The organism is Pseudomonas sp. YuFO8, from assembly GCF_035065025.1.
Lineage (GTDB): Bacteria > Pseudomonadota > Gammaproteobacteria > Pseudomonadales > Pseudomonadaceae > Aquipseudomonas > Aquipseudomonas putida_AE.
On the sequence record NZ_JAXDEQ010000015.1, the window covers coordinates 38,344 to 53,906 of the forward strand.

14 protein-coding genes are annotated in these 15,563 nt (G+C 61.8%); 4 read left to right on the top strand and 10 right to left on the bottom strand.

What is annotated here, in order from left to right; genetic code table 11:
* Nucleotides 1-13: 13 nt before the first annotated feature.
* On the top strand, nucleotides 14-2,047 hold the full coding sequence (locus SOP95_RS15365) for an LTA synthase family protein (protein ID WP_323607491.1): 2,034 nt from the start codon (nucleotides 14-16) through the stop codon (nucleotides 2,045-2,047).
* A 22-nt stretch (nucleotides 2,048-2,069) separates the two neighbouring features.
* Here SOP95_RS15365 and SOP95_RS15370 read toward each other — a convergent pair whose 3' ends face one another.
* The 4 genes from SOP95_RS15370 to SOP95_RS15385 all read right to left on the bottom strand — a co-directional run bounded on the left by SOP95_RS15370 (nucleotide 2,070) and on the right by SOP95_RS15385 (nucleotide 4,515).
* Nucleotides 2,070-2,549 (bottom strand): DUF6130 family protein, encoded by a 480-nt coding sequence (locus tag SOP95_RS15370; RefSeq protein ID WP_323607492.1) that lies wholly within the window; start codon nucleotides 2,547-2,549, stop codon nucleotides 2,070-2,072.
* A gap of 12 nt (nucleotides 2,550-2,561) precedes the next feature.
* The gene (locus SOP95_RS15375) at nucleotides 2,562-3,236 is read right to left on the bottom strand and encodes an NADPH-dependent F420 reductase (RefSeq protein ID WP_323607493.1); all 675 of its coding nucleotides are present in this window, start codon (nucleotides 3,234-3,236) and stop codon (nucleotides 2,562-2,564) included.
* Between the two features lie 210 nt (nucleotides 3,237-3,446).
* Nucleotides 3,447-3,959: a hypothetical protein gene (locus SOP95_RS15380; protein ID WP_323607494.1), complete on the bottom strand. Its 513-nt coding sequence runs from the start codon at nucleotides 3,957-3,959 to the stop codon at nucleotides 3,447-3,449.
* Between the two features lie 94 nt (nucleotides 3,960-4,053).
* Nucleotides 4,054-4,515, bottom strand: a complete 462-nt coding sequence (locus SOP95_RS15385) for an anti-virulence regulator CigR family protein (protein WP_274077387.1) — start codon at nucleotides 4,513-4,515, stop codon at nucleotides 4,054-4,056.
* Nucleotides 4,516-4,650: 135 nt separating this feature from the next.
* On the opposite strand from SOP95_RS15385, the gene SOP95_RS15390 reads away from it, so the two are divergent.
* Both SOP95_RS15390 and SOP95_RS15395 read left to right on the top strand, forming a co-directional pair.
* Entirely contained in the window at nucleotides 4,651-5,385 is a 735-nt protein-coding gene (locus tag SOP95_RS15390; RefSeq protein WP_323607495.1) for a metallophosphoesterase, read from the top strand.
* Nucleotides 5,386-5,498: 113 nt separating this feature from the next.
* Complete coding sequence (locus SOP95_RS15395) at nucleotides 5,499-5,807, top strand: hypothetical protein (protein WP_323607496.1); 309 nt, start codon at nucleotides 5,499-5,501, stop codon at nucleotides 5,805-5,807.
* 23 nt (nucleotides 5,808-5,830) lie between these two features.
* On the opposite strand, the gene SOP95_RS15400 is transcribed toward SOP95_RS15395, so the two are convergent.
* The 5 genes from SOP95_RS15400 to SOP95_RS15420 form a co-directional block, all read right to left on the bottom strand.
* Complete coding sequence (locus tag SOP95_RS15400) at nucleotides 5,831-7,588, bottom strand: acyl-CoA dehydrogenase (protein WP_323607497.1); 1,758 nt, start codon at nucleotides 7,586-7,588, stop codon at nucleotides 5,831-5,833.
* Nucleotides 7,589-7,630: 42 nt separating this feature from the next.
* Nucleotides 7,631-8,872: a thiolase family protein gene (locus SOP95_RS15405; protein ID WP_323607498.1), complete on the bottom strand. Its 1,242-nt coding sequence runs from the start codon at nucleotides 8,870-8,872 to the stop codon at nucleotides 7,631-7,633.
* Entirely contained in the window at nucleotides 8,869-10,758 is a 1,890-nt protein-coding gene (locus SOP95_RS15410) for a feruloyl-CoA synthase (protein WP_323607499.1), read from the bottom strand. The genes SOP95_RS15405 and SOP95_RS15410 overlap by 4 nt, the downstream gene beginning before the upstream one ends.
* A gap of 114 nt (nucleotides 10,759-10,872) precedes the next feature.
* Entirely contained in the window at nucleotides 10,873-12,321 is a 1,449-nt protein-coding gene (locus SOP95_RS15415; protein ID WP_323607500.1) for an aldehyde dehydrogenase, read from the bottom strand.
* Between the two features lie 96 nt (nucleotides 12,322-12,417).
* Nucleotides 12,418-13,248, bottom strand: coding sequence for a p-hydroxycinnamoyl CoA hydratase/lyase (locus tag SOP95_RS15420; protein WP_138965462.1), 831 nt, complete (start codon nucleotides 13,246-13,248; stop codon nucleotides 12,418-12,420).
* A 209-nt stretch (nucleotides 13,249-13,457) separates the two neighbouring features.
* Between SOP95_RS15420 and SOP95_RS15425 the strand changes: the two genes are divergently transcribed.
* Nucleotides 13,458-13,946: a MarR family winged helix-turn-helix transcriptional regulator gene (locus SOP95_RS15425; protein ID WP_323607501.1), complete on the top strand. Its 489-nt coding sequence runs from the start codon at nucleotides 13,458-13,460 to the stop codon at nucleotides 13,944-13,946.
* A 44-nt stretch (nucleotides 13,947-13,990) separates the two neighbouring features.
* On the opposite strand, the gene SOP95_RS15430 is transcribed toward SOP95_RS15425, so the two are convergent.
* Nucleotides 13,991-15,313, bottom strand: a complete 1,323-nt coding sequence (locus SOP95_RS15430) for an OprD family porin (RefSeq protein ID WP_274077378.1) — start codon at nucleotides 15,311-15,313, stop codon at nucleotides 13,991-13,993.
* Nucleotides 15,314-15,563 lie beyond the last annotated feature (250 nt).

Genomic DNA, 15,563 nt, shown 5'->3' on the forward strand with positions numbered 1-15,563 from the left:
TAAGGAAAGACGCATGGGCTGGCTGAAATCGAGACGACTGCATTACTGGCTGGGCGCAACAGCAATCCTGTTCGTGCTGTTTGCACTGCTGCGGGTGCTGTTCTTTTTCGGCTATTCCGGTTTTGACGCCAAAGCCCTGGGCAACGAGGACGTCCTGACAACCCTGGGCATCGGCTTTCGCTTCGACTTGCGCCTGGCCATCCTGGTCATGCTGCCGGTGGCGTTGCTGGCCTGGATCCCGCGCTGGAACCTTGTCGGCAGCCGCCTCCTGCGCATCATCAACCGTCTGTACCTGGTCGCCATCCTCAGCGCTGTGCTGCTGATCTACATCATCGATTTTGGCCATTACGCCTACCTTGGCGTGAGGATCAACGCCACGGTCTTGCGCTTCATCGAGGATGCGCAGATATCCCGTGACATGGTCTGGCAAACCTACCCGGTCATCTGGATTACCCTGGGCTGGCTGGCGACAGTCGCCTTCGTGACACTGGCCCTGGTGCGTCTGGAACGGGTCACGCTGGACCGCCCGCGCACAACCATTCACCCACTTTCCGCGACATGGGGCGGTGCGGTGATGGTGGTACTGGTGCTGCTGGGTATTTTGGGTCGTGTCGAAAACCTGAACCTTGAAAACCCCGTGCCGCTGCGCTGGAGCGATGCGTTCTTTTCGGGCAACAACCAGGTCGCCGCCTTGGGCCTGAACCCGGTGATTTTCCTCTACGACACGGTCAAGGTCGGCCAGTCGCGTTATGACGAAGCCCAAGTGCGCGAACACTACGCGGTCATGGCCCACTACCTGAGTGTCGACCAACCCGACCCGCAGACCCTCAACTTTGTCCGCCACCAGGCGCCACAGCCCTACAAGATTCCAGGCTCGCGGCCACCGAACGTGATGTTCATCATGCTTGAGTCGCTGGGCACCAGTGCCGTCGGAGCCTATGGCAACCCGATCGATCCGACGCCCAATATCGATCGCCTGGCCACCCAGAGCTGGTTCTTCAAACACTTCTACGTGCCGGTCACGGGCACCGCGAAAACCGTCTGGGCCAGCATCACCGGAGTGCCTGACGTCACCCGCCACGAAACCGCGACGCGCAATCCCCTGATCACCCGGCAGAACACGCTCGTCAATGCCTTCACCGGCTACGAGAAGATCTACACCATCGGTGGCAACTCCGGCTGGGCCAACATGAATGCCTTGATCAGGCAAAGTATCGACGGCGTGCGCCTGTTCGACGAGCGCGACTGGAAATCCCCGGTGGTGGATGTCTGGGGCATCTCGGACCTGGACCTGTTCAAGGAAACCGACCAGATCCTGCAAGCGCTGCCCAAGGACAAGCCGTTCTTCGCCTATGTGCAAACGGCCGGCAACCATCGGCCCTTCACGATTCCAAAGGACAATGACGGCTTCGAGATCAAGCACCCTACCCTGGAGCAAGTCCAGGCCGCCGGCTCGCGCAGTGTCGAGCAATACAACGCCGTGCGCCTGCTGGACTTCAACCTCGGACGCCTGATGGAAATCGCCAAGGCCGGCGGCTGGTACGACAACACCATTTTCGTGATGTTTGGCGACCACAACACCCGTATCGCGCAGATCCCGTTCCTGGCGCCGGCCTACGAGCAACTGGGCCTGGAAAGCAACGCGGTGCCGATGATCATCCACGCACCCGGCATGATCGGTACCCGCAAAGTCGAGGAAGCGGTCGGCCTGGTGGACCTGCTGCCCACCGTGGCGGGTATGGCCGGCCTTGAGTTTCGCAACGGCGGCATGGGCCGTGATATCCAGCAGCCCGCCCCCGAAGGCGAACGCGTGGTGCCACTGGTATTGCGTGAAGGCACCTTCCCGCTGATTGCCGGCGTGACGCAACACTACATGGTGCAGATGGAGCACGACGGCAGCTCGCCAAGCCTGCATGACCTGGCCTCGCCGACGCCGCTGGACAACGTCGCCGAGCAAAATCCCGAGGAGTTCAAACGCCTGTCACAATTGACCCGCGCCATGCATGAAACCTCACGGTTGATGCTGTACCAGAACGTGCGCAAGTAACGGCTTTGTCTGATGCTCATCGTCAGTGTTTTGCGGCGTGACCCTCGTCAACGTGCGGGGCGTCCGTGGGGTTCTTCTGCGGAACGACAAAACTCACTGTCGTACGGGTGAGGATCTTGTGCGTCGGGTCGGCCACTTCCAGCAGAACCTTGTGCGTGCCGGGGGTCAGCCCGACCAGGATGATCGGGTCTTCACTGGTGTGCGCCCATGTACCTTTCCAGTCGTCGACGGTCACGTGAAGGTGACCGAGGCGTGGTGAAACATCAGCGGCCGCTTTGCCAAAGATCGGCATGATCCTGGCGTGCTCTGTTCGATACTGGATGATGACGACCCCACGGGCGAGCGGTTCGGCGAGCGGCGGCCAGGCAATGAGGCTTGGCGTCGTCTCGGATTCCAGTGGAAGTATCGCCGGTGGGTGATCAGTGTCTGGCGCGCCTTGACCAAACGCTGCCGTGCAGAAGAACACACCCCAGGCCAGGACCAACAGGTTTGCGGGAGCCATGCTGTTTTTCTCCTAGGGAGCCAGCCTGCCCTTGAGTTCGGCTTCGTTCCACAGGCCGCTGAGCGGACCGCGGGGTAAACCTTCATTGGCTCGCGCCAGCGGGAAAATGACGGGCAGGAATCCGGCGTCGCGCACCAGCCGCGCCCCCACATCCTTGGCCTGGGCGTCGTCGGCGAAAACGGGAATCGCCTTGCCCTTGCCAGACTCGTCCTTCATGGAAGCGTAGCCTACGGCGTTGAATGCCCGCACCAAGTGTACGCCGGGCAGGTATTGCTGGTCCGCCAGGGCTGCTCCCATCTCCAGCGCCTTGCTCCCGACATCTCCATCACGGCCGCTGAACGGGTTGCTGGTGCTGAACACCACCTTGCCACCGAGCTTGCCCTTCAGCTGTTCGGACAGCACCGGCATCGCGCCGTAGGGAACGCTCAACACGATCACATCGCCCCAGGCCGCGGCATCGGTCACCGAGCCCGCCCGGGCGTTGGCGCCGGCGCGCTTGACCAGGTCCGCCAGCTCCTCGGGATGGCGTGACGAAAACATCACCGAGTGCCCGGCCTTTGTCCAAAGCGTACCCAGCGTACCGCCGACGTTGCCAGCGCCGATGACGCTGATCTTGAGGGTGTCCGCCATGACCTGGCTGGCGCACATGACCAGGGCGGCGAACATCAGGAAGAGGATTCTGCGCATGCCTAACGCTCCTGGGTTGGAAAGCAGTCTTACATCCAACCGTAGTCGAGCCAGGGAACCAGCTGGTGGATCACGACGTACGGCAGGATTTCCCCCGGCCTTACAACGAAAAATCCCGGAGACAGAAGGTCTCCGGGATTTTTTGCTCACAGAACCACATCGCAATAACGATGAGCTCACCCTGTAGCGGTCAACTCATCCCGATTCTGCTCAATCGGACTTTTTCGAAGTTGACGAGCCGGCATTACTCAATCCCTTGGCGTTGTGATCTCCCGGCGTCGTGGCCGAGATTGCAGAGGCTTTAGTCAGGCCGCGGGTATCTTTGGATTGTGCGATGCCCGAAGTGGTGGTGCCGTGACCCTTGTCACTGTTGCGATCACTGCCGTAACGGTTGCCGCTGATGCCATGGTCGCGAACCGATTTGCCCGCATGATCACTGCTCAATCCCTCACCGCGGCCGTTACTGCCGGAGTGACCCGAACCGCTGTGACCGCCAGCGTTACCGCCGCCATGGCCACCACCATTACCGCCGCCATTTCCACCGCCGTGGCCACCGCCACCACCGCCGCTGCCGCCGCCACCACCACCACCACCACCACCACCACCACCTTCTTTGGCATAGGCGGAGTTCATGATGGACAGGTCAGCAGGCAGTAACGGAGCGGCTGCAAGCATCATGGCGAATGACATTACAGCAACGAAACTCTTGTTTTTTAAAAGCATGATTGCTTCCGTGAGGGTTGATTGCGCGTTGTTTAAGACGCGTTAAATCCCCGACAGTTCAAGTTCCGCGACGGACGGATACATCAGTCTATCGTCAATCGAAAGCGCCATTGAGGACCTCATAGATAAGGCCGGTAGCAAGCGCAACCAGTATCAGGTCGGTGCCCGCCTGCTGCCATTCGTAACCTTCATAACGAGGCAAATGGCCGATCAGTCGACCATCGAGCTTTTTCGCAATCCCGGGTGGCAGCGGTTTACCCCGGGCGAGGTTCTTTTGAATGCCGGGTGGCAAGGCAGGTCCGGGGCTCCAGTAGTCCCGATACCCATCGACAATGCCAATAATGCTTCCTCGATTGATGCTTGGACCATGGTCCCAATCATCGCCCCCGGACTTATTCCCCTTATTGCCCTGGTTGCCATGCTCCTGGCTGTGTTGCGAATTGCCCTTGGCGTTTCCTTGCCCCTTGCCATTACCTGGATCGGCCCATGCCGTGGCCGGGCCGCAGACCAATGCGACACATGTGATAGCTGCAATCAACGAGCGATGTCTGATCATATCCGTTCTCTCAGAAAGGGAAGACTCCCTGTAATGTAGACACTCTGGACTGTTTTGGTTCCGACGGTGAAGGACGGGCAAGGCCAAGCTATGCCAATATTCAAAGGATCGCCTTCTGTCGTACCGGAGTGCGCCATGATCGAAACCATCGAGTCGTCACGCATCAAGCGCTTCGCCGCAAACACCGCCGGCCGGGACTTTGCGGTGGGTGACATTCACGGTCACTTCAGCCGATTGCAGCCTGCGCTGGAGGCGGTCGATTTCGATCCTGTCGTCGACCGCCTGTTCAGCGTCGGTGACCTGGTTGATCGTGGACCCGAGAGCCGCGACGCGCTCGACTGGCTTGCCAAACCATGGTTTCACCCGGTGCGCGGCAACCATGACGACTACGTGGCGCACTTCGACACCTGCGACGTCGACAGCTGGATCTGCAACGGCGGGGAATGGTTCGCCGGGCTGTCGCTGGTCGAGCAGATAGCGTTCGCGCTGCAGTTCGCCGAGCTGCCGATCGCCATCGAGGTCGAAACGCCTGGCGGATTGGTCGGGATCGTTCACGCCGATTGCCCGGTGCCGTCGTGGGATCAACTGTGCACCGAACTGCAATCACCTGAAAGCACCAAGCGGCTGGAACTTGTGCAGCACAGTTGCCTGTGGTCGCGAACCCGGATTCAGGACGGCGATACCGACTGCATTGAGGGACTTCGTGCCCTGGTGGTCGGGCATACACCACTCAGGCAGCCTGCAGTGCTTGGCAACGTGTACCACATCGACACAGCGGGCTGGCTGGACGGTTATTTCACCCTGCTGGATCTGGCGACCCTGCAGTGCATCCCGCCGATCGATCCGGAACTCGGTTTCGACTGGGACTGAGCTTTCCTGAGGGCTCTCGGGTTTGCCGCTCGTCCAAAGCTCGGCACTCGAGCCGCGCCGCTATCTCTCATGTATAAGCGCGGACATTGCGCGCATCAAAACGGAGAACCAGCATGGACATTGACGAGAATGCAGTGGGTAACAGGTCGCAGCAGGACGTGACGCGAACCACGGACAACGAAACCGGCCATGACCCCATGAAGGATGCGCCTGAGGTTCCATTGCCGCCGAACGATGAAGCGCCTGTCGATGAAGATATGAGAGGCGTGGAGGCAAATAACCCGGTCTCGAGTGAGCATCCGGACCATGGAAAAGGTGCTCGCCTCGAAGATTCCGACGCCGCCCCGCACATGAACGATCAGGACGAAAACGACAAGGAGGCTCGCGGCTTGCCTGCGAGCGACCCGGAATCAGGTGCCTGATGCCCGCGACCTGCCTCCTGAACTCACTTGAGAAACGGCAGCGGTGCCTTGGCCGCACGAATGGCAGCGATCCGCTGATCCGCTTCCGGCAGCAGGTAGGCAAAGAAAAAGCTCGCGGTTTGCAGTTTACTGGCGCGCAGAGGATCGCTGTCGGGTAACAAGCGAGAGACACGCGCCGCCCGGGTCCAGGCAAAAGCCAGGAGGGCCACGCCACACAGGCGCAAAAAATCACCTGCAGCCCGATAGGGATATTCGTCGTCCTCGACGGCCTGATCACGTATATCCAGGTGCAAACTATCGAGCTTATCGCACAGCAACGCCAGCTCAGCGCCAAAACCGGTGCAGCCTGCTGTTTCGCAATCCTGCCCGGCTTCTTCGCGCATCACCGCCAACAATTGAGCGAGGGCCCGACCTTCATCGCCCAGCACTTTGCGCAGCAGCAGGTCATTGGCCTGGATTTCGTTACTGCCCTCGTAAATCATCGCGATTCGGCTGTCGCGCAGGGTCTGTTCAATGGCGAACTCGGCGACGTAGCCGTAGCCACCGAAGACCTGCAAGGCATTGCTGGCCAGGCGAAAACCCTGCTCAGTGAAAAAAGCCTTGATCACCGGCGTCAAAAGCTCCGCCAGTTGCAAGGCACTCTGCCGAGTGGCCAGGTCCGGGGCATGCTCGGCCTGATCGAGCAAATGCGCAGCCCAGTAACCAACGGCGCGCATGCCCTCGGCGCAGGCCTGTAATTCCAGCAAAACCCGGCGCATGGCCGGATGATAATGAATCGGGTCGACCGCTTCGGCGGCAACGCCGACAGGACGCTTGGGCGCACGCATTTGTCTGCGCTCCAGCGCGTACGTATAGGCGTTCTGCCATGCAGCCTCGGCATGTCCCAAGCCCTGGAGACCGACATGCAGTCGCGCCGAGTTCATCATCACGAACATCGCGGCCAAACCACGGTTCGCCTCGCCGATCAGCCAACCCTGGGCGCCGTCGAAGACCAGCGAGCACGTGGCACTGCCCTTGATGCCCATCTTGTGTTCGATACCGTCGCAGCGCAGCGCATTGGTTTGGCCGTCATCCAGGCGCTTGGGCACCAAAAACAGCGAAATACCACGACTACCAGTGGGCGCCCCGGGCAAGCGTGCCAGCACCAGGTGCAGGATATTTTCGGTCAGGTCATGTTCGCCTCCGGAAATGAACAGCTTGCTGCCGCTCAACCGATAACTGCCGTCGCCCTGGGGTTCGGCACGGCAGCGCAGCAGGCCGACGTCGCTGCCGGCCTGGGGTTCGGTCAGGCACATGGTGGGCAGCGCCTCGCCACTGACGATCTGCGGCAGATAACGCTCCTTGATCCACTGCGGCGCATGGGTCTTGAGGCACAGGTAGGCGCCATGGGCGATTCCCGTGTACATGGCCCAGGCGTGGTTGCTGGCGTAGAGCATTTCCTGCAAGGCGGCATCGAGCAGTTGCGGCAGTCCCTGGCCACCGAAGGCTTCATCACAGGCCAATGCCGGCCAGCCACCTTCGGCGAATGCCCGGTAAGCCTGGACAAAACCGTCCGGGGTGCTGACCCGGCCATTGTCGAAGCGGCAACCCTGGCGATCGCCACTGCTGTTGAGCGGCGCCAGTACATCCGCGCTGAAACGCCCGGCCTCGCCCAGCACCTGGAGTGCCAACGGCAAGTCCAGGGCCTCGAATGCGGGCATCTGGCTCCAGGCCTGGGGCGCCTGCAGCCAGTGTTCAAGGATGAAATGCATGTCGCGCAATGGCGCCTGGTAGTGCCACATGGCAAACCTCGTGTCGATTAAAGGAAAAAATACCGCCAGGGTTCAGCCACGAAAATCCGGGTTCTCGATCAGCACGGCCATGCCCTGCCCGCCGCCGACACAGGCAGCGGCGATTCCGTAGCGCAGATGTTGTTCGCGCAATTGCCGCGCCAGGGTCATCACCAAACGCAGGCCGGTGGCGGCCAATGGATGCCCCAGGGCGATCGAACCACCACGGCGGTTAAGCCGCTGGCTATCCAGCTCCAGCGCCTGAGCCACTGCAAGCACCTGCGCACCTTGCGCCTCGTTGATTTCGAACAGGGCGATATCGTCCTGGGCCAGGCCGCTGCGTTGCAGCAACAACTGGATCGCCGGCACCGGGCCGATCCCCATGAACTCCGGCGCCACACCGACCACCGCAGTCGCCAACAGGTGCGCCAGTACCGGACGCGCACTCATCGAGGCTCGGCCGACCAGTGCGGCCGCTGCGCCGTCCACCACCGCACAGCTGTTGCCGGCGGTTTGCACGCCATCAGCATGAATCGCCTGCAGCCTGGCCAGCGCGGATAAATCGGTGGGCCGCGGATGGCTGTCCTGGGTCACCGCTTCACATCGACGCGGCAGGGTAATCCCCCGTGGCTGATAGCCCTCCAGTTCAAACACCTCATTATCCACCGGGACGATTTCATCGCTGAACCAGCCGCTGGTCTGCGCGTGCAGCGCCCTTTGGTGACTGTCGAAGGCATAGGCATCCACCGCCTCGCGGCTCAGGCCGTGACGCCTGGCGAGGTTTTCCGCCGTGGCGATCATGTCCAGGCCCGGCGCCGGGTCGTACAGCGCTTCCCAAAGGAAATCCTTGAACTCCACCGGCGCCCCGAGGCGAAACCCGCCCCGATGGGTGTAGGCGGCAATCGGGTTGCGCGACATGGATTCGGCACCCACGCACAGTGCCAGTTGTGCGCCCCCTTGAAGCTGCTCGCCGGCCTGGCGCAACAGCTCAAAGCCGGTCGCGCAAATGCGCTGCACCGCCAAGGCCGGCACCTGTTGCGGCACACCGCTGTACAGACCGATATGGCGTGGCAGCATGTAGGCGTCGAAGCTGGCCTGGGCCATGGAGCCGGCCAGCACCGTGTCAACTGCCTGCGGATCGAGCCCGGCACGGGCCAACGCTTCGCGACCGACCTTGATGCCCAGATCAATGGGCGATACCTGGGCCAACGCGCCGCCGACATCAATCCAAGGCGTTCGCACGGCTTCAAGAATCGCCACATCGCTGAAGGACGAGTATTGCCCCGGGCCACTCATGACCGTGGCCCTGCACGCAGGATCGACGGGTCTTCACCGCGATACAACGCCTCGACCTGGGCCGCACGGCATTGCAACACCGCACGCTGGTTGATCGAGCCTTTGTCGGTGATTTCACCGCGATCGATGGACGGGGCATCGTCGAGCAACGCGATCCATTCCAGGCGACTGGCGTTGCCGCTGGCGTCGCGATTGAGCCGCTGCAACCAGTCGGCGAACCACTGCCGCACCGGCGCGCTGGCCAGCACCTGGGCATCGTTGGCACTGGCACCGAGCCCCGCCAGGCGGCGGCATTCGTACATTCGCGGGAACACCAGCGCGCCCAGGCATTCACGATCCGGCGCGGTCACGACCAGATCCTGGACGTAGGGCGAGCCCTCCAGTACCGCACGATTACGCAGCGGCCCGACACTGACGAAGACCCCGGAAGACAGCTTGAAGTCTTCGGCAATGCGCCCATCGAACATCAGCCCCAGTTGCGCGTCATCGGGGTCAGCCAGCTTGAGCGCGTCACCGGAACAGTAATAGCCTTGTTCGTCGAACACCTCGGCGGTCTGATTTGGTGAGCGCCAGTAACCGGGCATGATGTGCGGCCCACGGAAGCGCCCTTCCAGCTTGCCCTCCTTGGGCACCAAGCGGACCTCACAACCCGGTGCCGGCAGGCCGATGTAACCGGCCATGGACAAGGGCCCGGTGGTAAAGGTGCAGGAGGGCGCGGCCTCGGTCATGCCCAGCCCCGCCATCATCCGGATACGTTCGCCACAGTGCTGTTCGGCGACCCGGTCAAGCCGATCCCAGACACTTTGCGACAGCCCGGCAGCGGCGAAGAAGAACAGGCTGACGCGCTTGAAAAAACACTCCCGTAATTGCGCGTCCTGTTCCAGGGCCGAGACCAGTTCTTCCCAGCCCTTGGGCACGGTCAGGTAGGCGGTGGGCGACACTTCCTTGAGGTTGCGCAGGGTCTGGGCAAATCCCTGGGCGGTCGGCTTGCCGTCGTCCAGGTAAAAACTGCCGCCGTTGTAGAGCACGATGCCGAGGTTGTGGCTGCCGCCGAACGTGTGGTTCCACGGCAGCCAGTCCACCAGCACCGGAGGTTCTTCACCGAACACCGGAAAGGTCTGCAACAACATCTGCTGATTGGCGCAGAGCATGCGTTGGGTGGTGATCACGGCCTTGGGCAGCCGGGTCGAGCCGGAGGTGAACAGAAACTTGGCGATGCTGTCCGGGCCGGTGGCGGCGAAAGCGGCTTCGGCCTCGGCGCCGCCCGATTGTTCGAGCAGGCTGGCAAAGCTCACCTGCCGGCGCCCCGCGACCTGGCCACGGACGATAATCAGTGGCGTATCGGCCGGCAGCACGGCGTCAATGGCGCGCTGGTACGCCGGGGCATCACTGACGAACACCAGGCCAGGTTGCAGCAGGTCGCACACGTGGCGCAGCTTGGAGAAATCCTGGGACAGCAGCGAATAGGCCGGCGACACCGGGCAGTAGGGAATGCCCGCATACAGCGCGCCGAAGGCGACTTGTAAATGCTCGATGTCATTGCCCGAGAGCAACACCAGGGGCCTGTCGGCCGACAGTCCATAGCCCAGCAGGCTTTGGGCGATCGCCCGGACGCTGTCGAGCATTTGCGCGTAACTCACCCGACGCCATTCACCGTCGTCCTGGCGGGCGGCGATAAAGGTCTGCTCGGGACGCACCCGGGCCCAATGTACCAGACGGTCGAGCAAGCGCCTGGGCATCTCGGCCAAGGGTTCCAGGGAGCGCATGTGCAGTTCGCCCTGCTGCTCGGTCACCTCGACCGCCGCGCAACCGATGGACACGGGGCGATAGCGCGGTGCGCTGGCCTGGGCTTGGGCTTGGGCTTGTAAGCTGAATTCGGAACTCAAGTGCATGTACTCCGTCGAGGCACGCTAAACCAAGTCACCCACAGGTGACTCAGCGATAGCGTGGCAGCCGTTGGCTGCAGCCTTGTTATTGTTATTTCGGCCTTGCCCGCCTCTTCAGATCGGGTAGTGCCGCGGTCTGTTCTGCAAGGTGACCCAACGCAGCTGGGTGAAATGTTCGATGGACGCCTTGCCGCCGAAACTGCCGTAGCCGCTGGACTTGACCCCGCCAAAAGGCATTTGCGCCTCGTCGTGCACGGTCGGGCCGTTGATATGGCAGATGCCCGACTCGACCCGTTGGGCCAGGGCCAGGGCACGCCCGGTATCGCGACTGAAAATCGCCGCCGACAAACCGAACTCGGAGTCATTGGCCAGCTGCAGCAGCGCTTCATCTCCCTCGCCGCGCAGCAGCACGGCCACCGGCCCGAAGGACTCCTCGCGGTACAGGCGCATGCTCGCGTCGACACCGTCGAGCAGGGTCGGCTGCAAGATGCTGCCGTCCAGTTGCCCGCCGACCACCAGGCGCGCGCCCTTGGCCAATGCATCGTCGATCAAGCCCTTGATGCGCGTGCCGGCGCTGGCGTCCACCAGCGAACCGAGCACCGATTGCGCATCTGCGGGGTCGCCCGCGCGCAGGGTGGCGACCTTGGCCGCCAACTTGGCGACAAAGGCATCGGCCACCTTGGCATCGACGATCAGGCGCTCGGTGGACATGCAGATCTGCCCTTGATTGAAATAGGCGCCAAAGGCGGCCGCCTCTACCGCAGCATCCAGGTCGGCATCGTCGAGCACCAGCAGCGGCGCCTTGCCGCCCAGTTCCAGCAACGCCGGCTTGAGGTGGCGCGCCGAGAGCTCGCCGACGATTCGTCCGACATGGGTCGAGCCGGTGAAATTGACCCGGCGCACCGCCGGATTGGCGATCAATCGCTCGACAATCGCCGGGGCATCCTCAGGTGCGTTGCTGATGACATTGACCACGCCATCGCCCAGGCCGGCGTCCTGCAGCACCTGACCGATCAAGCGGTGCACCGCAGGACTGAGCTCGGAGGCCTTGAGCACCACGGTGTTGCCGCAGGCCAATGGCATGGCGATAGCGCGGGTGGCAAGAATCACCGGGGCGTTCCAGGGCGCGATGCCCAACACCACGCCGCAGGGTTGGCGCAGGGCCATGGCGAAACTGCCAGGCACATCCGAGGGGATGACTTCGCCATTGATCTGCGTGGTCATCGACGCCGCTTCACGCAGCATGTTGGCCGCCAGCCGCACGTTGAACCCGTACCAGTTGGCCATGGCGCCGGTCTCCCCAGCCGCCTCGATGAACTCGGCACTGCGCGCCTGCAATTGTTCGGCTGCCTTGAGCAAACGGGTGCGACGTTCATTGGGGGCCAGGGCAGCCCAGACGGGAAACGCCTTCTGCGCAGCGGCCACCGCGGCGTCGGCATCTTCCAGGGTGGCGGCGGCAACCCGCGACACCAACTCGCCGGTCACCGGGTTGCGGCGCTCGAAGGTTCGACCGTCGCGGGCGGGGCACGACTGGCCGCCAATCAGCAGGGGCACGTCCAGCATGGTGATTCCTCTTTATAGTCTTTGTCGGGAATACATTAAGAACGATGTAACCGCAGTACCGGGACGCAACCGCGCCCGGCTACCTACCGCAGAACCTCAGCGTTTGTACGCTTGCAGGCCGGGCTTGATGCTCTTGTCGTCGAGGAATTGTTTCATGCCCTGCTCACGGCCGCCTTCGGTGTCGAGCAGGCGCGACTGATCGAGCTTGGCGTACAGGTAGTCCTCGTTCTGCTCCCACGTCAGTTCGCGGCAACGTTTGAAACCATGCTTGGCCGCACGCAGCACCACCGGGTTTTTCTCCAGCAGGTTACGCGCCAGCTCCACGGTGACTTCACGCAGTTGCGCCAACGGGACGCTTTCATTGACCAGGCCCATCTCGGCGGCTTTCTGCCCGCCAAAGGTCTTGCCGGTCATGATGTAGTACAGCGACTGGCGATGGCCCACGGTGTCGGCCATGGCCTTGCTGACCAGGTTGCCCGGCGGGATACCCCAGTTGATTTCCGACAGGCCAAACGTCGCTTCGTCGGCGCAGATCGCCAGGTCACAGGCCACCAGGGGGCTGAAGCCGCCGCCGAAGCACCAGCCGTTGACCATGGCAATGGTCGGCTTGGCGTACATGCGCAACAGTTTCCACTGCCATTGCGAGGCTTCGCGACGGATTTTTTCCTGAAGGATCTCCGGGCCGGCGTCCACTTCGCGGAAGTACTCCTTGAGATCCATGCCCGCCGTCCAGGCTTCGCCCGCACCGGTCAGCACCAGGACACCGGCGTCCGGATCCTGCTCGAGGGTTTCCAGGACATCGATCATCTCGCGATTCAGGGTCGGGCTCATGGCGTTGCGTTTTTCCGGGCGGTTGAGGATGACCCACGCGATGCCTTCCTCGATTTCCACTTTGACCGTTGTCCAGCGACCTTCGTAATTGCTCATGACGATGCTCTCTTGTTCTTGGTTTGAAGATGACTGGAAATTAAACCGGCGAATTAGTTATGTCAATTAACTATTAATAAAATTAACCAGTTTCCCGCTGCGCAGCGCCCTGCTGTCCGAACGCCAGCGATTTTGGCCATAGCAATCACCGGTCAACGCCGGCAAAATAGATAGTCTTGTTAACCCAAAATCCCCAGGACTCACCCGCAATGGCCAAGCCCTCCCCCCTCGCCGAGTCGATCGAGGCACCGTCGAACAACGCCGAGATGCAGACACCACTCGATTCGGCCTTGAACGACCTGATCGGCTACGCCATGCGCCGCGCACAACTCAAGCTGTTCCAGAACCTGATTGGCCGCCTCTCGGCCCACGATCTGCGACCCGCCCAGTTCTCCGCCCTGGCGATCATCAATCAGAACCCCGGCCTGATGCAGGCCGATCTGGCCCGGGCACTGACCATCGAGCCGCCCCAGGTGGTGCCGCTGCTCAACAAACTGGAAAGCCGGGCGCTGGCGGTGCGCGTGCGCTGCAAGCCGGACAAGCGCTCTTATGGGATCTTCCTCAGCAAGACCGGCGAGACCCTGCTCAAGGAACTGAACCAGATCGCCGCGCAAAGCGACCTGGACGCCACCGCGGCGCTGGACACCCAGGAACGCGAAGAGCTGCTGCGACTGCTGAAGAAGATTTATCAGGAGTGACGCACGCCCCCCAAGGGGCGTGCCGGTGAGAAGCTTGCAGGCGGTTACCAGATCGGCAAGGTGTAGGTCACCAGGAAGCGGGTCTGGTTTTCATCGCGAAATGCCGCGCCACTCGGGAAATCGTTGCGGTAGATCGCCTTGCGCGCCACCAGTGCGACGTTTTTCAGCGGACCGCTCTGCACCACGTAACCCAGTTCCATCTGGAACTCGCGCTCCTTGCGGTCCTCGGCGTTGAAGGCTGCCAGCTCGATATTGTCACCACGCAAATAACGCAACCGCCCCCTCAGCCCGGGCACTCCGGACGCGACGAAGTCGTAGTCATAGATGGCCTGCCACGTGCGCTCCTTGGCGTTGAGAAAGTCCGACGCCATGGTCAGCTCACTCATCCCCATCAACTCTGTCCCGGAGATGTAGGGCGTCGCCGAGTCGCCACTGGAATGCATATAGCCGATGCCCAACTTGTGTCCGCCGTAACGGTAGCTGAACAGCCCCGAGACGTTGCGGTTATCCACTTCACCGCCCTTGGCGCTGCCATCCTCGCGACTGAAGAAACTGCGCAGGTCGCTGGTCAATGTCCCGCCGCCCAGGGGCAGGTCATGCAGCAAGGCAAAGGTGTCCTGTTGGTACAAGTCGGCCACTTCCGCGTGGTAGGCCCGCAGGCTCAGCGTCTTGCTGACCTGATAATCGCCCCCCAGGTAGGCCATGTGCGAAGTCGTGGCAGTGGCGTTGAAGCGCCGGTTGGGCGAAGCGATGGTCATCGCCTCATAGTTGGTGGAATTGCGCTTGTCGATGCGATCGATGTACCCGGTGTTCAGCGTCAGGCCATCGAAGTCCCTGGAACTGAGGGTGGTGCCGCGAAAGGTCTGTGGCAGCAATCGCGAGGGGCTGGCAAAGGCAAACGGCAGGAAGATTGACACGTCCCCGGACTTCACCGTGGTCTGGGCAAAACGCAGCTTGGCGGTCGGGGCCAGGCGCGAGTACTCATCCGCCGCACGATTGTCACTGGCCGACACCGGCAGCAACTCGGTGCCGCTGCGATCCGGCGCGGAGTCGAGCTTGACCCCCAGCAGCCCGCGAACGTCCAGGCCGAAACCCAGCGGCCCTTCGGTAAACCCAGACTCCATGTTCATGATGAAACCCTGGGCCCACTCCTGCGCGGCGGTCTTGGCGCCATCGTCCTTGTATTGACGGTCCAGGTAGTAATTTCGCAGGGTCAAGGTGCCGTGACTGTCTTCGATAAAACCAGCGGCGCGAAGCTGGGTGGGCAGGACGCTCAAGCCGAGCAGCGCCAGGACCAACCCTCGGTTGATACCGGGCACACAGGTGGCTGACGCCGTCGCAACGTCGTGCGTGGGGAGATTTGGCATGTTCGATTTCCATTTTTTATTGTTGTTTGTGCTGCCGGGGGAGCGCATTGCAGCCGGCTTCGCGAACAGAGAATGGAAACAGCCGATGACAGCTGTCAACGGCAAATGACCGATAATCGAACATTAATATTATTATCTATTTTCAAGTGAGCCGCTTCATCTTGATCTTAGTAATTGATTTATAAGCCTTATCGGCTGATTTTTCGGATTTTCATGAGGCAGTTCATTTTTTAGTTATCTTTGTTATCTT